At 60.8% G+C, this 19,592-nt stretch carries 9 protein-coding genes and 6 pseudogenes; 6 read left to right on the top strand and 9 right to left on the bottom strand.

Translation table 11 applies throughout. The features are described from left to right. Positions 1-57: 57 nt before the first annotated feature. Positions 58-261, bottom strand: a pseudogene (locus ACE103_RS09580) (IS110 family transposase); the annotation flags it as partial. A 10-nt stretch (positions 262-271) separates the two neighbouring features. Between ACE103_RS09580 and ACE103_RS09585 the strand changes: the two are divergent. Beyond that, positions 272-1,333 (top strand): annotated as a pseudogene (locus tag ACE103_RS09585) (IS5 family transposase); the annotation flags it as partial. 63 nt (positions 1,334-1,396) lie between these two features. On the opposite strand, the gene ACE103_RS09590 reads toward ACE103_RS09585, so the two are convergent. From ACE103_RS09590 to ACE103_RS09605, 4 genes and pseudogenes are all read right to left on the bottom strand, one after another. Continuing rightward, positions 1,397-1,474, bottom strand: a complete 78-nt coding sequence (locus ACE103_RS09590) for a hypothetical protein (protein WP_375781066.1) — start codon at positions 1,472-1,474, stop codon at positions 1,397-1,399. Between the two features lie 17 nt (positions 1,475-1,491). Continuing rightward, positions 1,492-1,760, bottom strand: a pseudogene (locus ACE103_RS09595) (transposase); the annotation flags it as partial. A gap of 202 nt (positions 1,761-1,962) precedes the next feature. Next, a complete protein-coding gene (locus tag ACE103_RS09600) occupies positions 1,963-2,982 on the bottom strand; it encodes an IS110 family transposase (protein ID WP_375779218.1) in 1,020 nt (339 codons plus the stop codon). Positions 2,983-3,355: 373 nt separating this feature from the next. Further along, a complete protein-coding gene (locus ACE103_RS09605) occupies positions 3,356-7,228 on the bottom strand; it encodes a Ulp1 family isopeptidase (RefSeq protein ID WP_375779219.1) in 3,873 nt (1,290 codons plus the stop codon). A 701-nt stretch (positions 7,229-7,929) separates the two neighbouring features. On the opposite strand from ACE103_RS09605, the gene ACE103_RS09610 reads away from it, so the two are divergent. Then, positions 7,930-8,271, top strand: coding sequence for a MetQ/NlpA family ABC transporter substrate-binding protein (locus tag ACE103_RS09610; RefSeq protein WP_375781067.1), 342 nt, complete (start codon positions 7,930-7,932; stop codon positions 8,269-8,271). Beyond that, a pseudogene (locus tag ACE103_RS09615) lies at positions 8,252-8,329 on the top strand (hypothetical protein); the annotation flags it as partial. The gene ACE103_RS09610 and the pseudogene ACE103_RS09615, both read left to right, overlap by 20 nt. A gap of 142 nt (positions 8,330-8,471) precedes the next feature. Here ACE103_RS09615 and ACE103_RS09620 read toward each other — a convergent pair. Further along, positions 8,472-9,878, bottom strand: a complete 1,407-nt coding sequence (locus tag ACE103_RS09620) for an FAD/NAD(P)-binding protein (RefSeq protein ID WP_375779220.1) — start codon at positions 9,876-9,878, stop codon at positions 8,472-8,474. Further along, entirely contained in the window at positions 9,875-10,246 is a 372-nt protein-coding gene (locus ACE103_RS09625; RefSeq protein ID WP_375779221.1) for a hypothetical protein, read from the bottom strand. The genes ACE103_RS09620 and ACE103_RS09625 overlap by 4 nt, the downstream gene beginning before the upstream one ends. A gap of 538 nt (positions 10,247-10,784) precedes the next feature. Here ACE103_RS09625 and ACE103_RS09630 point away from each other — a divergent pair. Together ACE103_RS09630 and ACE103_RS09635 are read left to right on the top strand one after the other, a co-directional pair. Continuing rightward, on the top strand, positions 10,785-11,000 hold the full coding sequence (locus ACE103_RS09630) for a hypothetical protein (protein ID WP_375779222.1): 216 nt from the start codon (positions 10,785-10,787) through the stop codon (positions 10,998-11,000). 21 nt (positions 11,001-11,021) lie between these two features. Beyond that, positions 11,022-11,818 (top strand): annotated as a pseudogene (locus tag ACE103_RS09635) (ABC transporter substrate-binding protein); the annotation flags it as partial. Between the two features lie 462 nt (positions 11,819-12,280). Here the strand turns inward: ACE103_RS09635 and ACE103_RS09640 are convergent. Next, the gene (locus ACE103_RS09640; protein WP_375781323.1) at positions 12,281-12,499 is read right to left on the bottom strand and encodes a hypothetical protein; all 219 of its coding nucleotides are present in this window, start codon (positions 12,497-12,499) and stop codon (positions 12,281-12,283) included. Positions 12,500-12,602: 103 nt separating this feature from the next. Then, positions 12,603-13,489, bottom strand: a pseudogene (locus ACE103_RS09645) (IS630 family transposase). A 580-nt stretch (positions 13,490-14,069) separates the two neighbouring features. On the opposite strand from ACE103_RS09645, the gene ACE103_RS09650 reads away from it, so the two are divergent. Continuing rightward, positions 14,070-19,223, top strand: a complete 5,154-nt coding sequence (locus ACE103_RS09650) for a Ulp1 family isopeptidase (protein ID WP_375779223.1) — start codon at positions 14,070-14,072, stop codon at positions 19,221-19,223. The last annotated feature ends 369 nt before the right edge of the window (positions 19,224-19,592 follow it).

Here is a 19,592-nt window from a genome sequence, read left to right on the forward strand (position 1 = left end):
TCGTCCCGCGAGGGACCTCCTCCCGCTAAACAACGGGTGTGTGGACCGCGCGTCGCACTATTGTGCCGCGGGCGTGGCCTCCCGTGTCCAGCGGAATTCCGTTCCGTCGCTCCACATGCGGTGCATAATGACGGCGAGCCGCCGCGCCAAAGCGACGATCGCCTTCTGCTGCCCGCGTCGTTTGGCGATCTGCAGGGCCCACGCCTTGAGCCAGGACCATTTCTGAACCCGCGTCAGCATGACCTGTGCGGTCTCATAGAGTTGTCGAAATAAGTTTTTCCCGCACGTTTTCCCGCACGAGCGCTCAGACCTGAGCCATTGGCGCAAACGGCTCGGCGACAAGCTGGAGCGGTTGTTGGCCGAGAGCCTTCGGGTGGCGCACGCGGCCGGTGCGTTACGCAGCCAGGACCTCAAGCGGGTCACGGTCGACACGACCGTGCAGCCGAAGGCGATCAGCTTCCCGACCGACGCCAAACTGCTGCATGCGGCGATCCGCGGGTTGAACCGCCTGGCGAGGAAGCACGGGGTCAGACTGCGGCAATCCTATGCTCGCGTGGCCAAAAACGCAGCGATGATGGCGGGCCGTTACGCGCATGCCAAACAGTTCAACCGGCATCAGCGGCAGCTGCGCATCCTGCGCAGCCGGCTGGGCCGGATCATCCGCGACATCCGCCGCAAGACAGAGGGCCAGCCCGCACTGGAGGAGGCATTCGCCCTCCCGCTTGGCCGGGCCAGGCAGATTCGCTCGCAGCAGCAGCGCCAGCGCTGCTTCAAGCTTTATTCCTTCCACGCCCCGGAGGTGGAGTGCATCGGCAAGGGCAAGGCCAGCGCACCTTACGAGTTCGGCGTGAAGGCCTCCATCGTCACCAACAATCGCCGGGCCCCCGGTGGCCTGTTCGTGCTGCACGCCAGGTCGCTGCCCGACAACCCGTACGACGGTCACACCTTGCGGGACGTCCTTGACCGCACCGAGACACTCACCGGCTGTGCGATCGAGGGGGTCTATGTTGACAAGGGATACCGCGGTCACGACGCGCAAAATCCCCGTCGCGTCTTCATCTCTGGCCAGAAGCGCGGCGTCTTTGGTGTCATCAAGCGCGAGCTGCGCCGCCGCTCCGCCATCGAGCCCATCATCGGACACCTGAAGACCGAAGGCCACCTCGGCCGCTGCTATCTCAAAGGCCGCGCCGGAGACGCCGCCAACGTTCTCCTCTCAGCCGTCGGCCACAACCTCCGCCGTGTCCTGGCCTGGCTCAGAGAACTTTTGTGCCTGTTCCTGGTCCCACTCCGGCGGACACTCAACTCTCCAGCTCAGCTCAATCCGGCTTCTTAACGGCCGACTACGAAAGCGCGTCATCGAGTTCGCGAAGGGCGAGCATGACCTTGCCCCCAAGTTTTATCCAGTTCTAAGTTCCCGCCAACATCCAAGTGTGACGCGGGCTTGTGCCAGTGACGTGAACAACGTCTCGTTCAACAGCTCGTCCCGCAGCCTTTCCGCTTCCCTGCGGGCGTCACCACTTCTTTCCCACGAGGTCCTTCAGCGCCGCATTGTCCAGCATGGCCTCGGCCAGGAGCCGCTTCAGCTCGTTCTCAGCCGCTTGGCCCCCGGAGACGTCCATCCCGCCGAACCTGGCCTTCCATTTGTAGATGCTGGCGTCGCTGACGCCATGCTTGCGGCACCGATCGGCCACCGAAACCCCGGCCTCGTGCTCCTTCAAGATCCCGATGATCTGCTTCTGTATTCGGTCTGCTTCTGTCAATCCCTTAAGAGCGCGTGCCGCGGGTACCTTGCTTCTGTTCGTGGTCGGCAAAGCCGCCCACACGATGGGATTCGGTTGAATGGTCGGTTCAAGCTCTTCGGCGTAATCACCCGACCTGGAGGGCGGATGCCACGACAGATCATACGAACTCGACCATCCCCACGCCCCGCGACGGGCGTCTCTTGGGATGGCGATGGCGTTCTTACGCCACCGCCGTCCATCGGAATTCGGTTCCATCAACCCACATTCGGTGAAGGATGACAGCCATCTTTCTGGCCAGCGCGACCTTCGCACGTTTGCTTCCTTGCCGGTGGGCAACACGCACCGCCCAGGCCTTCATCGGAGACCATCGGGTTGATGGCCTGAGAACGACGTTGGCAGCTTCGAACAGGGCTGTGCGCGTCTCTCCATCTCCGACTTTTGTGATTCGTCCCACCCGATCAACCTCGCCAGATTGGTATCGTCGGGGCGTTAACCCGAGATAGGCGCCGACGGATTGGGAATGCAGGAATCGCCTGGGATCGTCCACAGTGGAGCGGAAGGTCAACGCAGAGACTGAGCCGATCCCCGGCATCGTCATCAAGAGCCGACAAGCTGGGTCACTGCGCACGGTCTTCAGAACCAGGCGATGTAGTCGGGCGTACTCCCGCATCAGCGCTTCGCGTCCGGCAAGCAGCGGATTCATGATCGCCTCGAGCAAGGCGTCATCGCCGACCAACTCACGAACTCTCGTCGCGAACAGAGTCCGCGAGACGATTCCGACTTTGAGACCGAGCGGACGCAGAAGTCCACGGATGACTTGCTCTGCGGCAGCGATGGAGCGAACGATATGCTTGCGAGCGGCGGCCAGCGTCCGCGCCCTTTGGCTGCCGATGCTCTTGACGTGAACAGGCTTGAACCATCCCGTTCTCACCACCTGCGCGATCCCACGGGCGTCATTCCGATCGGTCTTCACCGGCATGGCCGAAAGCGCCGCCTTAACTTGGCGGGCTTCCAAACTGATGGCCGGCAGGCCCAGTTCGATTAGATTTGCGGTCAGCCATTCTGACGTCGGTCCTGCCTCAAGGCCCACCCGTTCAACTTGATCAGCCCATGGTTCGAGATATTGCACAATCGATGGCGCATCCGCCAACGTCGTTCCCTCCCGGATAAGCTTTCCGGTCTCGTCCACCGCACATACCGCAACGGAATTCAGCGAAACGTCGAGGCCGACGTAAATCATGGCTTTCCCTCCTTGAATGGAATTGGTCCATGATCGTCAGTCAAAACGTGCTGCGCGGCAAATAGGCCGCCAGGCGATCGGGACCGAATACCCCATCTCTCTTCTGTAAAACGATTGCGCTTCATGCTCTGGTCCTCGTCTTGGGCCACAGCGAACTTCAAACTGGATTATGCCAAGGGGGCAAGGTCACGCGGGATATGCTGCAACCTGTCCGCGATTGCTCTTGCGTTAAGGCGCCTCCGTCACATCATCTCGTCCGACACATAAGAACGGATCAGATCGCCAAGAGCCGCTCCAGCCAGCTCTACCAACCAACCGAAGTCCGCATGGGACGCGCCAGAGTCGTCGGACGCGTCCCACAGCCGTACCGCGGTCAGCCCCTGAGACGGTTTTGCAGTGCCTGCCGATCGACGACGAGGTTGCCAAGGTTCAGGTCTGGCTGACGTCTTGCCGCCAATCGACTAACTAGCGCCCGGGTGCTGTCCACGACAAAGACGCCGCAATCATTACCGTTTCTTTGCTGGCTTATGGGAGCGTCTTGCAGGTTGGCCCCCACCCGCCTTGCGAGCATTGCTGCGGGTCTGTCATTGTATCCCCGAGCGGAGTCGTAGTGATAGGCAACTGGCCTGTCGCGATCGCGGCGGTCCACCAGCAGCAACGACCAATGGCTGCCGCGGAGATGAGGATCCGCGCCGGCATCGTTCACTGGCATGAACAGGAAGTCGGCTGTATCGTTACCATTCCGATCATCGACAATGCGATGGAATGCGCCAAGCGCGTCGACGTTGGTACCCTGGCCCACCTGAAAGGCGATGAGAGGATCCACTAACCGAGTCCGGGCGGCAAGATTTGGATTGCTTTGCTGCAACTCCTGCGCAAGGAGCTCGTAATCCCTCGCGATATGTTCGTCACCCAGCCATTCCGTGGTTCCGAGCACCCGTCCGCTGCGGTCGCCGGCAGAGGCACTCGCAGTCGAAGCGCCGATCCGGGCATCAGGAACCGAGGACGGGCCAGGGTGATGGATCAGCTGCGCGTCGCGGCTTCCTCGCGGCCCCAATGCGATGGAGTAGGTCTCGCCGTTGATAGAGACCGGCTGGGGAGCCATTCGCGAACTCGGCAACAGCATTTTATTGTCCAATACATCGAGCAGCAAGTCCGGCACCGGCTGCGAGCCATGCTGCCAATCCTCGCCGACGAGATATCCGATATCCTCGAGCTCCTGCGGCATGCCTGATGGACTGATGAAGAACGGCGGTCTGCCGGCAGGGCTGAGCACCGGCCTTGACTGGGCATCGTCACGCATTTCCAGCGGTGTGGACGGCAGATCAGCGATAGATCCAAGACCGCGGTAAATTTCTGACGACCGAGCTGGTTCGCTCCGGGCCGGCGGCGCATAATGAGCATCATCAAGCACATCCTGCGGTGTGAACGGCAAATCAGCGATAGATCCAAGACCGCGGTAGATCTCTGACGACCGAGCCCGGCCAGACGACGACAGGCCGGCCTCCTCGGAGCCGCCTGCATCGTAGCCCGGGACTGCCGGATACGACCCCCGCGGCGTCATCGGATTCCCGGACGACGATGGTCCTTCCGTAGACCACGGGCGCCCTTGCGGCGTCATCGGAAGCTGGTCCCAACGGCTGCCCAGCAAGCCCGATGGCGACTCGGGAACGGGAGTCCATCCGCGCTCTTGCGGCCTCATCGCATCCAGATGAAGCAGGGGAGCGAGACCGTGATAGATGTCCGACGACTGAGCCCTGGCAGACGTTGCAGGCGCGGCGCCGTTCAGGTCCTGCAGATCGAAATTGGACGGCAACGAGCGCGTGAAGGTCGAATCAGCCGGCCTCTGCAATGAGCCGGGCTCCCGAGTTCCCTCCGCGGAGGGCGAACCCGGCTGCTCACGGCCTTGCAGCCTCAGCGCCCGGTTCGCCTCGACGACTTGTAAGTAGTTTCGAACGAACGTCAAATCCGTAAAGTGTAGCGCACCTCGCCCATCTCGAAACGCCCTGAAATCCTCAGCATCTTGCTGCAACGTTTGCCATTGCTGCTCAGTGCCGTTGAGCCGGTCAACTATGCTCCCCCTGCCCTCCCTTTCAAGCCACTCACTGAACCCTCGAAGACGGCTACACCGCTCATTGATAGGTTTCCGCATTTGCGCAGTCGAGTCTCCAAGGTCGTGCAAGGCTTGGCCGCGCGCACCATCGATGAGGCGGTCGTCTTCGGGATAAGGAGCCCGGGTACGTCCCATGAATCGGGATCCGGGTCCGATTGTTTCGATTTCTTCATTCCCAGGCCCGAGCCCCCGGAGATGAGTCAGCGCCGACTTGAGGAGGTCATGAGGGTCCCCACCCTGGCTCCTGTACTCCAGGAGGTCATCGGCTAGTACATCGTCTCGAAACCGAGAAGCCAAGGACGGCTTGTTGTTTGCTTGGAGCCACCCAGCAAACCCACAAAGAGTGTATGCATTTCCTTCGATGATTCGTTTGAGACTCCCGCGCCGCCCGGCTGCTGCCGCGAACTGCTCCACGAGGACCGCGTCTTCGGGATAAAGAGGTGAACGTACGTGCGGTCTGATGACGTTTCCGGCGCAAAATTCCTGGAGCGCTCTCAACGCCCTAAGGACACGCTTGTTGCCACCCTCGTTCACAAACTCCGCCGCACGGGCATTCAATTGATCAGGGTCCTCAAGCAGGCTGGCCAGCGTCAAGTCCCTGGGCTGAAGCCAGGCGCTGAATTGGCCTAGAAGGGTTACCCACTCCCCAGCGGTGCTAGGGGCAACGGTGCTGAGGGCACTGTCCCTTAACTCGGAAATGAGCCATTTGTCCTCCTGAGACGGGTGGGATGGGCGGGACGGCAGGACGTTCCTAGCGCGGACCCGGAGCGTTCTCAGTGCCCCATGCACACGGTTGTTGCCGCCCTCATTCACAAACTCCGCCGCGCGGGCATTCAATTGATCAGGGTCCTCAAGTAGGCTGGCCAGCGTCAAATTCCTGGGCTGAAGCCAGATGGTGAACTGGCGTAGAGTGGATGCGCTATTGGTAACCGTGTTGGTGGCATAGCCGTTGTCGCGGGCCCTGTTCCTGAACTCGGAAATGAGCCGCTCGTCCTCCTGGGAGGGGCCCCGCTGGACGTTCCCGGCCCGGACATCCTGGAGCGCTGTCAACGCCCTGTTGACACGGTTGTTGCCACCCTCGTTCACAAACTCTGCCGCACGGGCATTCAATTGATCAGGGTCCTCAAGCAGGCCGGCCAGCGTCAAGTCCCTAGGCTGAAGCCAGGCACTGAAGTGGCCTAGAGAGGATACCCAATTGTTAACGGTCCTGGGGACAGCATAGTTGTTGTCGCGGGCCCTGTTCCTGAACTCGGAAATGAGCCGCTCGTCCTCCTGGGACGGTCGGTGCCGCAGGACGTTCCCGGCACGGACATCCTGGAGCGCTGTCAACGCCCTGTTGACACGGTTGTTGCCACCCTTGTTCACAAACTCTGCCGCACGGGCATTCAATTGATCAGGGTCCTCAAGCAGGCTGGTTAGTGTCAAGTTCCTGGGCTGAAGCCAGGTGCTGAACTGGCCTAGAAGGGATACCCAATTGTCAACGGTCCTGGGGGCAGCATAGACGTTGTCGGCCCTGTTTCTGAACTCGGAAATGAGCTGCTCGTCGGGGGCGCGGCTGCGCTTGGCGAAATCCATTCGAAGCTCTGAATGGACTACGATCGACGTCCAGCCGCCGGACGAGTTTTCGCTGCGACTTCCCCCAAACGCTTTCCCAACCCCTGACTTAATGCGCGACCACAGGCCACGGTTTTTGCCATCCTTCGTCTGCATCGTGGGCCACGCCTCGGGCGGCGAGATCGAGATGTAGTCCGCACTGCTGTCATGCAAGTCTGACTGCGACGCCCCCCCGGTCGAGCCCCCAAGGGGAGCGTGAGGGAGGTCTGCACTGTAGCGCGCGCTGCTGAACCGGTTATCCCGCAGGCCGGACTGCGGCGGCATCTGCATCGAACCGCCGATCTCAGTGCGCCGGATCGTTCCATGCGCCGCTACGGGGCGAGTATCGGGCGAGCTAGCCTCTGCGGAGCTCTCATCGGAGGAATTGAGTTGCAACTCGCTCAGTTGCTGTTCAAAGCCTGCTTGACCCGCAGGCATGCTGTCCGACTGTTGCCTCGCCCGCTGCTGTTCTAGCAAAGCGGGGTACTCCTGCATCCAAGCCGCCGTGTTGAATGGGTCGATTGAATTGTCGGGTTTCATAGCGCTTTCCCTGGAAGAGACAGACAGACTCTTCGCAATCTCCGGAGCTAAGCCCGGATCTGGTGGACGGTCCGCAGAGGTTTCAGCTTGAGACTGTGATCGTCGAGATCGAAAACCGGAAAAGAAAAACAAGCCATCATACGGCAGTTGCCGTACGGCCCATTCCGACTTCGCGCATGACTCACACCGGCGAGGACAGGCAAGGCGGGACGATGAAGTCGCCCCGCCCTCAGCATTACTGAACGCGCTCGTTGGTTGCGTTCCTGTAAACCCGCGAGCCGGGTCGAAACCACGCGCGTCAGGTCAGACACCCCCGTCTGTCTCTTCTACGCGCCGTCGAAATCAGTCATCTACCCCTTGCAATTTGCATTGCGACCGAGCCGAGAGCGCTTCGAAGGCCTTGCGCTAGTCAACCGTCCGGATATCTGCGTCTCATGCTAGGAGCGTTAGCTTTCGAGAAGCTGACGATCCTCAGAAGGATCCACAACGAGCCAACGGTGACCGCATTGACTTCTGCCGATGGATGGACGAGATCGCACGGCAGATCAATCCTCTCCGCGGGAGTGGATCGAATACTACGGACGATAGGCGCCCTCGGCTCTGTACCCACTGCTCAGATACGTCAATCAGATGCTTCTGGCTTGGGCGATGCGGAAGTTCAGGCGCTTTAAAGTACACAAGAGCTGTCCGATTGGGTTGCGCTGAACGAGGTCGTCAACAGCGGTGACGTCGACGCCAATTTGTTCCCGCACGGCAGCTATCTCGCGATCCAGAACGAGCAGCGCGGCTTCAATCTGGTTCAGGTCGACAAAAAGGTCGGCGTGATCGCGCCCGTCGGGCTGTTCTCCAGGAAGATCAAGTCGCTCGACGAGATCAAGCCAGGCGACAGCGTCGCAATTCCGAGCGAGCCGCTCAATGGCGCGCGCGTGCTGATCCTGCTCGAGCGCGCCGGGCTGATCAAGCTGGCGCGGGGGGAAGGGATTTTCGGTCAGCCGGTTCGATATCATCGAGAACCCGAAGAACCTGAAGCTCGTCGAGCTTGATCCCGCGCAGACCTGTCACTGGCTCGATGATGTCACGCTGGCGTTGGTCAACATCACCTACCTGATCCCGGCCGGCGGTGACCCGAAATCGCCACTGCTCATTGATCGTACCGTTGATACGACGGTCTGGTGCTGCGCTTCACGGCGCGGCCGAACGAGAGGACGATCCGCGGTTGAAGGCCTTCATCCACGTCTGCAATTCACTCAAGCTCAAGCAGTTCATCGAGCAGAAGCTGCCGGCCTTCGTTCCGGCCGGCTTCAGCAACTGAGCGGAGCAGTACGGTTGCGAGCCCGGTGCATTGGTTGCGGATGTCGGGGATTGCGATGATCTCCCAGAACGCCGCACGCGTCAGCGGACCTACGGCAAACAGGCGCCGCGACGGAGTGCCGTCGCGGTTGATGATCGCGCAACTGCCATCGGTGTCGATACCGATCGAGAGGGGATCGACGCGCGCCAGGCCCTGGTCAAACAGGCTGCGCACGGCCAGGTTGGCCGTGGCGCGTGGATCCTTGACGATGCCGGTGCAATCGACGACCGCGCCCACCTGCATGCTATGGACCTTGGTGTCGCCGCGTCGGCGGTAGGTGATCTCGGCACCCGCATCGTTCGGCTCAATGCTTGTCGCCTTTGCCGCCATCAGTGTAAGCTTTCCGGCATGGAGAACCTCGGTGACGCGCGCCTCGACTTCCGGCGCCATTCGATGCCGATGCACATCCCACCAGGCACGCGCATGTTCGAGGAAACGGCGTTTTGATCGGGGTGGTAGCTCGCGCCACAGCCGCTGTGTATAGGGACGAAGGCCGTCGATGACGCTGCGCCAGTCGCCGCCCCGGGCGACATGCGTATCAATGCGACCGCGAAGCCAGCGCAGCAGTCTGCCGATGCTGACGCCGAAGGGAACATCGGCCTCATCGATCTTCAGCGCATCGACCCGACGATGCGGTTTTGCGAGGAGACCGCGACGCGACATGGCGACGATCGGCCCCCGATGTCCGTCACGCAGTAGCGACAGGACGCAGTCAACCATGGTGAGCCCGGTGCCGAGGATCAGCACGGTCGCATCCGCATCAATGGGGGCGGACGATGGCGGCGCCCAGGGATCGGCGTGGCCGCGGAGGGGCGCTCTTGTGTCGTGTCCGGTTGCGAGAACCACGAAGTCACCGTTAAGGCGGCGACCGTCGCTCAGCATGACCGCGACCTCAGCCTGTCCCTCGCTGATTTCGATGCACGTGCCGTGCACGATCGACAGATCCTGCGAGTCGGTTGTCCGATGTTCAAGCAGGCTCGCGATATAATCGCCGTAAACGCGCCGGGGTACGAAACAATAGGGGTCTGGACACAGCGGCACATCCACTTCACGCGAGATCAGCCAGCGCCAAAAGTGATCCGGCTGGTCCGGAAGCGCGCTCATGTTCGCAACGCGTACGTTGAGCAGATGGTCGGGATTACCCGTGTGATAGGCGATGCCGCGGCCGATATCGGCGCGCTGCTCGACCAGCGTAACACGAAGCCGACAGGTCGGCTGATGCAGCAATTGGTAGGCCAGCAGGACGCCACTGGCGCCACCGCCGACGATGATCACGTGCCGCTCACCGTAGCCCGTCATGCTACCGCCCTGTCGATCAGCCCGCCGCACGGAATGTGTGGCGCGAGAGACTTGTTACTGCAGAAAGCGAAGCCATAGATCGCATCGGCCAAGGTCATGAGCCGCCGATATTTCGACGCGATCAAAGCGTCGGCTTGGACCACCGAGAAGGACGCGAAGTCAACCAGCCATGCGGTCCAAACAGGAAGATCTCGTGGAAGTTGTCGTTTCCGTCCGGGTTCGCAGAACGCGCAAGCCGTCGACGCCACCGTTTCAGCCGTCGGGCTGTGCGACCGAGAACGCAAAGACAAGAGGATTCCTGCAAGATAGAGCCTCCTTGGCAACCCAAGTTGCTCGGAGGATACCACGCGTTTGTTCTGGCCGCTCATGGAAGTCGCGCGCGTGACTCATTATGAAATCAAACGCATGTGTCGAGGTGCTTTGCGGAAGCACCATTCCCTCTTCAGGAGCGAAGGGAAAAAATCGTTCCTGCGATATCTCACTGAAGGCTTGTTGAGACCCACCTTGCTCCGGTTCCCGACTGCAGACGTGGTTGTTTGCGCCGGGTGGAGTCGGTGTTAACCGCGAGATAATTGTTCTGACGGATGGAATCGACAAGCGGTATCACCATAACTGTGCTTATTTTTTCGTCTGCGGCGAATGAGGTATCGCGCCGGTCGCTCAACTTTGGATACCCATTTCATTGACCATTGTGCTGTTCCGCCGGATATTCGCCGGCAGCAGATTGTGCCGCTTAGGGTCACCGTAATGAGAACGAAGGACGGAAGGTTGATTTGCGACATGCGGAGCCGCATACCCCATCGCTGCGTCTCGGTGGCGACCGGCGTCCGTTGTTGATCGTTTCGAAAAAATCCAAAGCCACCAACAAATCAGACAGGAGCGCCGAAGATCGGCGATCGAGCACATATGTCACAAGCCTATATCATCGAAGTATCCGACCGCACTGCGGGAATCGTTGTGAGCGATAACAGCGGCTTCTGCTTCTTCTCCTCCGAACGTGCCTTTGACCGCCTCGACGGCGGTTATTTTGGCTCCGCTCGTGCCGCGGAACGTGCGGCGAGGGCGCTGGTCGATCGGCGGCGGCAAGTCAGGAATCAGCCCGCGCCCACGCCGAGCATCTGATCGGCATCTGAAAGGACAGACATGAACACGAGACGTAACATTCTTGCAGCCGCCCTGGTGCTGTCCGCATTCGCAATCGCGCCGGCACGGGCAGAGGACAAGCCAGCCGAGATCCGCATCGGGACGCAAGGGCGGCCTGTTTCCTGCCGTCGGCCAGCGCCACGCCGTCGAGGACACATTCAAGCCGCTGGGCATCGAGGTCAGGTAAATCGACTTCCGGTTCGGGCCGCCGCTGCTCGAAGCAATCAATGTCGGCAGCGTTGATTTCGGGTTCGTCGGCGATGCGCTGACCGATCTTCGCACAAGCCGGCGCCGCCAAGATTCGTTATGTCGCCGCGGTGACGTCTGACGGCAACAATTAGGCGATCATTGTGCCGGGGGACTCTCCGATGAAGACGCTGGCCGATCTGAAAGACAAGCGAATTGCATTCGGTCGAGGATCCAGCGCGCACAATCTGCTGGTCGCAGGGCTCGAAAAAGCAGGCCGTTCCTGGAACGACATTACGCCGGCGTCGGCCGACGCAACCGTCGCTTTCGCCAAGGGCGCCGTTGACGGATGGTCGATCTGAAATCCTTACCTTGCGCTCGCGGAGCTCAAGGCACGCGTCGTCGTCTTCGACAAGGACGTGCATAAGCCGAACGCGTTCTACATCGCGGGCTCCGATTTCGTCGATAAGTATCCGTCGGTCATTACAAAGCTCAACACCATCTTCGCGGCTGAAGGGATGTGGGCCAGCGACCACCGCGAGGAGGTTACCCGCGCCCAGGCCGATGCCACCGGCCTAGGCATTGAGGCCATCAGTCGTTTCGGCGGCCGTCGCCGACCAATGAGAACGGCAAGCTCGTGCTCTCTTACGGATACCGCAACGTCTCCCATCCTCCCAGGCGACATACAGTTGGCCTCTCCGCAGCCGACCGGGAAGATGCCGACGGACTGGCCTCGCATCCAGTTAACATCAAAGCTCAGGGCAGTGTCGACGGCGGTTCGTCGCTCGGCTCCGGTCCCCTGGGTCAAAAGCAGGTTTCGCGAGTTGTTAGCGCGGACGCTACCGGCGCGGGTTGCAAAGCTGTCCATCAGCTTGAGGATGGTTTGTGCTCCAACATATTGCAGCGTGCCACCGAGACCCGTAGCCGGCTTCGGGGCGACCAGCCTGGGCGTCGACATTACGGGTTCCAGCGGCATCACCGAGTGGCGTCAACTTGTATCCGCCCGCGTCGCGCACCAGTACGACGCCGGAAAGTCGCAGCGCGCTCAGCGGCAACGGGCGTGTTCTCGAAGTTCAGGTCGTAGCCGGGCCGTTCGAGGTCGGCTGTGGCCGGATCTCCGCGACCCCGGAGATCACCGAGCCCTGAAAAATGCGGCTCGTCGCGCGGTCGGCGTTCGGCCGTCCCTGGGCCACCACGACCGGCTGTTCGCCGCGCGGCAGGTCGAGCGATCGGACCTTGTCGAGCACGTCGACATCAGCCGGGGCCGTGGTCGGTCCGCCGATTGTCGCCATGTTACACGGAGCGAACAGGAGAATTGTCGCGACAAGAAACAGATTGCGGGCAACCGGACCGGACTGGCTTCGATTGCAAACACACTTAGAGAGCATATTCCGATCACGTTGCGTCGTAACCGGCCGCGACGAGATAATTTTGACATTCCTGGGGTGAGAAGCGTTTGAGAGCATTGGCGATTGCCTGCCAGAGATCGGGCATGGTACGCGCTGCCGCGGCCCGCAACATCGCCTTCAATTTACAGAAGGCCATTTCGATCCGGTTGAAGTCTGGACTGTAGGGCGGGAGATAAGAGCAGACTTGCTCCGCCGGCCTGGATGGCTTCTCGAACGCCATGGACCTTGTGAGCGGGCAAGTTATCCATGATAACGGTATCGCCCGGCCGCAGCGATGGGGCGAGCAATTGTTCGACGTGGGCCAGGAAAGCGTCGCCATCCATTGGACCGTCCAGAACAAGCGGCGCGATCAGACCATCGAAGCGCAATCCAGCGGTGAATGTCGTCGTCTTCCAATGCCCGTGTGGGACAGCTGCACGACATCGCTCGCCGCGTGGCGAGCGCCCGTAGAGCCGTGCCATCTTGGTGTTGGCGCTGGTTTCGCCGACGAAGACGAGACGCTCAGGATCAAGATCGATTTACCCTTCGAACCACTCCTCACGCGCGGCGTTTATATCGTGGCGCCGTTGCTCGGCGGCGTGCGCTGTCTTTTTTAAGTGTGATCTTTCTGCGCTGGAAGAAACGCCAGAGCGACGCGATGCCGGCCGATATTCCACGACGCTTCAACAGTTCCTGCAACTCGGCTTGCGTGATATCCGGCTTCGCTGTCACCGCGTCCAAAATCAACTGCGAATGGGCTTCGATGCGCTGCGATTTGCGGTCACCGCCCTGGCGTTTAGGAACGATGTCGCCAACTTCCTTGAGGCGACCGCGCCAGCGGATCGCGCTGGCCGCGCTGACACCAAAGCGGTCAGCAGCCTATCGGCAGGACATGCCACCGTCTACCGCGGCTACCACCCTTTGGCGAAGATCAACCGAAAGCGCCCTGGCCTACATGCTGGCCTCCCTCGCCAGCATGTAGCTTGAATCTGACTCGCGCCGTTTTGGGAATACCCACCCGATTCTTTCCGGTCGGAAAATGCTCTAGACGACCCCGATGCAATAGGCGTCTCAAGATTAATACTGAATTGTGAGGCACCAAAAGTTGGTTGCGTTTCGATTTTGACTCGCGCGTTTAGCGCATCCTGTCAAGATGTTGGCTGGAGATAGTCCTCGCCGCGAAAGCTGGCCGAACGCCTCACCGATGAGAAGCAGTATTTTGTCTCTGAATGTTCGGTCTATCGGCTGTTGACGGCGAAGCGCGCAGGCACATGCATCATGCTGTCTTGGCGCGGCACGTCGTCATCAGGTTCTCGACAGCTTTCCCATTTAGCAAAACATACAGGGCTGGTCGCCTTGGAAGAACCTGCCGATGCTCACGGTGCGTGCCGGTCGAGGGCTGTAAAAGGTGGTTTGTTGCTGATTGCCAGCATGTCAGAGCGAAGCCCTGGTTCATATTTTGGAAGGAGAACGGATGGATTTCCCCTCGACCAAGTGGGTGCGTGAACAATCGGACAGCACGGGCCCGCAAGAGAGCTCACCCGCGGCTCCGTCTGCAGCCGCGGCGACCTTTGAGCGGCAATTGAGCGAGATCGGCAGTTCAGGTGAAGGTGGTGCAGCAATGCCGGCCGCCGCGGCGCCGCAGCCGGCTCAGTCAACTGGAATTTTGAGAGGGAGGAGGCGGCCTCTTTATTCCGAGGATGCTGCCCTTATTTGGGGGCTTGAGAAGGCCCTCATCAAGGGCGGGGCCACCGAATACACCGCCGAGGCCTATGTACGTACTCTTCGCAGCTTTGGCCGCTGGCTCTTCGCAACTAACAAAGATCCCATTGCTGCTCGGCTCGACGACGAGTCGCTGACCGATGATGCACGCGAGTTCGGAAAGGAGCGTCCGGGGAGGATCCTTGCGGTATTGTACCATCTCAGGACCTTTCAGTCGACGGACGGAATCGTGCGGGTCGGAGGCCGCACTGAGCTAAATCCTCACCCTCAGGACGCGGATCTCATCAACGAGTACCAAAACGAAGTAGCGACAGATACCGACACGAGGTATGCAACTGCTCTTCGCAGTTTCAGCGACTACCTGCGTGACAACAACAGGCCGGGCATTGCTGGTCGGCTTGGCGGCACGTTGTTGGATGAAGATGTCGAGAGCTATAAGAAGGACGTCGGTGGTCACCTCAGCATCGGTGCCGCACTGGCTCGTCTCCGAAAATCGCTGGCCGGCGCTGAGGCGATGGAGCTCGAGCGCCATATTGATCCCGAAGACGCGGCACTGAGGGAGTCGAGGCGGGTCGGCGATGCCGCTGCGCGGCGGAGCTTGCAGGAAGTTGGCAGTTGGCCAGAGGAATTGCTTCCTGCGGAAGGCCATGAGCAGGATTTGCTTTTGGGGCTGATGGACGAACCCGGCGCGTCGTCCTCGGCGTTGCAGTCTGGGGTTTTGATGGGGCGGAGCAAGCAGCCTCTTTATTCCGAGGATGCTGTCCTTATTTCGGGGCTTGAGAAGGCCCTCATCGAGGGCGGGGCCACCAAAGACACCGCCAAGGCCTACGAAGGTTCTCTTCGCAGCTTTAGCCGCTGGCTCTTCGCAAATAACAAAGGTCCCATTGTTGCTCGGCTCAACGACGAGTCGTTGACCGATGATGCGCGCGAGTTGTTCGAAAAGGGTAATCCCGCGGCACTCCTTAAGGCAATAGACCATCTCAGGACCTTTCAGTCGACAGGCGGAATCGTGCCGATCGCAGGCCACCCTGAGCTAAATCCTCACCCTCAGGACACGGATCTCATCAACGAGTACCAAAACGAAGTAGCGACAGATACCGACAAGAGGTATGCAACTGCTCTTCGCAGTTTCAGCGACTACCTGCGTGAAAACAACAGGCCGGGCATCGCTGGTCGGCTTGGCGGCACGTTGTTGGATGGAGATGTCGAGAGCTATAAGAAGGACGTCGGTGGTGCCCGCAACATCCGTGCCGCACTGGCTCGTCTCCGAAAATCGCAGGCCGGCGCTGAGGCGATGGAGCTCGAGCGCCATATTGATCCCGAAGACGCGGCCTTGAGGGAGTCGGTGCAGGCCGACGACGCCGCTGCGCAGCACAGTGCGTCGCAGAAGGCTGGTCGTTGGCCAGACGAATTGCTTCCTGCGGAAGGCCATGATCAGGATTTGCTTTCGGGGCTGATGGACGAACCCGGCGCGTCGTCCTCGGCGTTGCAGTCGGCTCCTGGGATTTTGAGAGGGAGGAGGAGGCGGCCTCTTTATTCCGAGGATGCTGCCCTTATTTCGGGGCTTGAGAAGGCCCTCATCAAGGGCGGGGCCGCGGAAGACACCGCCAAGGGCAATGGACGTACTCTTCTCAGCTTTGGCCAGTGGCTCCTCGCAAATAACAAAGATCCCATTGTTGCTCGGCTCAACGACAAGTCGCTGACCGATGATGCACGCGAGTTCGGAAAGGGTAATCCCGCGGCACTCCTTAAGGCAATAGACCATCTCAGGATCTCGCGGTCGACGGGCGGAATCGTGCCGATCGCAGGCCGCATTGAGGTGCGTCCTTATCCCCAGGACGCGGCACTCATCAAAGAGTACCAAAACGAAGTAGCGGCAGATACCGGCAAGAGGGATGCAACTGCTCTTCGCAGTTTCAGCGACTACCTGCGTGACAACAACAGGCCGGGCATTGCTGGTCGGCTTGGCGGCACGTTGTTGGATGAAGATGTCGAGAGCTATAGGAAGATCACCGGTACTGGTTCGAGGATCGGTCCCGCACTGGCTCGTCTCCGAAAATCGCAGGCCGGCGCTGAGGCGATGGAGCGCGCGCGCTATATTTCCCCCGGTCCTGATCCCGAAGACGCGGCACTGAGGGAGTCGATGCAGGTCGGCGACGCCGCTGCGCAGCACAGTGCGTCGCAGAAGGCTGGCAGTTGGCCAGAGGAATTGCTTCCTGCGGAAGGCCAAGAGCAGGATTTGCTTTTGGGGCTGATGGACGAACCCGGCGCGTCGTCCTCGGCGTTGCCGTCTGGGGTTTTGATGGGGCGGAGCAAGCAGCCTCTTTATTCCGAGGATGCTCGCGTTATTTCGGCTGGGGTTAAGGAGGCGCTCATTGATCGCAATGTCACCGAACGCGTCGCTGCGGCCTATGAAGGTTCCCTTCTTAGCTTTGGCCGCTGGCTCTTCGCAAATAACAAAGATCCCATTGCTGCTCGGCTCAATGACAAGTCGCTGACCGATGATGCACGCGAGTTCGGAAAGGGGCATCCCGCGAGGCTCCTTGCGGCATTGTACCATCTCCGGACCTTTCAGTTGACGGACGGAGTGACGGCCGCACGCCGCGCTGAACTGAATCCTTACCCCCAGGACGTGGCCCTCATCAATGAGTACAAAAACGAAGCAGCGACAGGGTCCGGCAAGAGGCATGCAACTGCTCTTCGCAGTTTCAGTGACTACCTGCGTGAAAACAACAGGCCGGGCATTGCTGCTCGGCTTTCCGACAACACGTTGGATAAAGATGTTGAGCGCTATAGGAAGGTCGCCGGCGGGGATGTGACTATCGGTACCGCACTGGCTCATCTCCGAAAATCACAGGCGGGCGCTAAAGCGATGGAGCGCGCGCGCTATATTTCCCCCGGTCCTGATCCCGAAGACGCGGCACTGAGGGAGTCGGGGCGGGTCGGCGAAGCCGCTGCGCAGCACAGCTCGCAGGAAGTTGGCAGTTGGCCAGAGGAGCTGCTTCCTGCGGAAGGCCACGAGCGGGATTTGCTTTTGGGGCTGATCGACGACCCCGGCCTGTCGTCATCTCTCGAGCCGGTCGCGCGCCACGACCAGGCATCGGATCCCGGAGAGTCCATTCGTCCCCTGAACTGGCGCCATGACCGCCAGCAGTTCCCGGACGAGTCGATGGCCGCACTTGCCAGGAGCAACCTCCCGCCAAGCGAGGAGGTCCTCATCAACGATGAGCAGGACACAGCTGAGTTGAGGCCAGCGAAGAGGCTGAGGACCCTAGACAATCCGCAAGGCCTTGCTGAGCGGCAGCTGAGCGAGATCGCCGCGACGCCGGCCCCCACCCATCAACAGGGGGCATCGCCATGGCAGGCGCAGCCGATGATGCAGGCGAGCGGGCACGAAGATGCCACGGCGCCGCATGCGGCCGCGACGTACGTCGGGGGCGCCGCTGCGCAGCACAGCGCGCCGCAGGGAGCTGTCAGTCGGCCATTTGTCCTCCCGGAAGGTTACGATCAGGATCTGCGTTTGATGGTGGAAGAGGCCCCACCGTGGTCCGGGGGTCCCCCTGAGCAGGCGCATGACATCGTCCAAGCTGGACAGCAGGAACCTGCCCGGTTCGCCTCAACCTGGTTGCCGCAGATGCCGCTCAACTTTGATTGGAGTATGTGGCCGACCCTGGAAGCAGCGCCGGCGCTGGCTGCCAGGGCTCGCTCAGACACCTACGGCGGTCTTGAGGCAGCGGTTAATCCGAATTCGCCCGCATCATTTGAGTTGCGGGACAATGCTTGGAGCCCGGCGCCTGACTTTCCGCCGCTGTTTGCCGGGCCGGTACCGGGTCATCACCAGGGCGCTCGACAGTTCAGCTCGCCGCAGGGGCTTTCTCCGGTGCCAGCCTCCTCGGACGATGATGCTTTGGCCTGGTTGAGCGAGGAGCTTGCGCGGCAGATGCAAGAACCGGCAGCATCGTCAACTGCCCGGGCTCAGGATCTCTATCGTGGGTTTGAGGCACTGCTTGATCCGGATCCGGCCGAGTTGGATGACAATGCTCACTTTGAGCCAGCGCCCTCTGCCAGGGCTCCGTCAGACATCTACGGCGGTCTTGCGTCATTCGTTGATCTGGATCCGCCCACACCGTCCGAATTGCGCGACGATGCTCACTTTGCGCCAGCGCCCTCTGCCAGGATTCGCTCAGACATCTACCGTGGTTTTCCCGTGGTTGATCTGACCGCGCCCGCACCGTCCCCATTGCGCGACGATGTGCGGCCGTTTCCGAGCACCTCCGCTGATGCTCAGATCGGGGCTTTAGATCCGACAGCCTCGTCCCACAACCGCGGGCTGGTGCTCGAGGACACGGAATGGCTGGGCGACGAGCATATCGACAGGGATTACCGGCTCCAGGAGCAGGATTTGCAGAGGTACCATCCAAATCTCGCCGCCCGGACGCGGTTCGTGAATCCCCTCATCGTGCTAAATTATCTGCGCTCTAACCACGATGGCGTCGTGCTAACCGAATTCCAGCGCATCGTCTATGATGGTAATGGTAATGATACAGCCGACTTCCTGTTCCTGCCCGTGATTAATGCCGATCCTGAAGATCCTAATAGACTCGGCAACCATTGGTCGCTGCTGTTCGTTGATCGCAGAGACCGGGGGCGGCCGGTTGCCTATCACTACGATTCCTTCGGCGGACTCAACAACAGGGATGCGGAACATCTCGCAGGCAGGCTGGACCTCCGCCTGGAGCCAGCTGTCATGGCCCGGCAGCGGAACAGTTATGATTGCGGTGTCTTTGTCGTGGACGGGACGCGGGCGCTGGTTAGGCAATTGGAGCAAGGACGGGAGCCAGACCTGCTGAACCTCAGCAACCTCGTCGCCAATCGGCAGGCACTGCAGAACCGACTCAGGGGCTGATGTCGCCATGGGTGGATAGCTCAGGCTGGAGCGGCCCTCGCCGACACCAGGCTGACTGTGTGCTGGTGACCGCGCTGGCGTGGATGTCGATGCGGCACACCTGCAGCGAGTGATCCGGTTCGGCATGAACCCCTCCGGGGTGAGGTGTTCCTCGCCAGCCATCCAGTCGACGTAGGAACCACGTGCGGCAACGCCGTCCGCGTGGATCCGTACGGGGTGCGCCTTGCAAGCGCGTTGAAAACTGCCGTCTGAGATGACGGCCGCGGCAAAGCCTAGCGAGCAGCCGCGAATCGCGTCTTGCCTGGCGTCCGGTAACGGCCGTTGCGAAGCGTAGACAGGGAGGTTGTAGGCCGGAATGAAGTTAACGGG

Origin of the sequence: Bradyrhizobium sp. ma5 (genome assembly GCF_042258955.1) — a bacterium.
GTDB lineage: Bacteria > Pseudomonadota > Alphaproteobacteria > Rhizobiales > Xanthobacteraceae > Bradyrhizobium.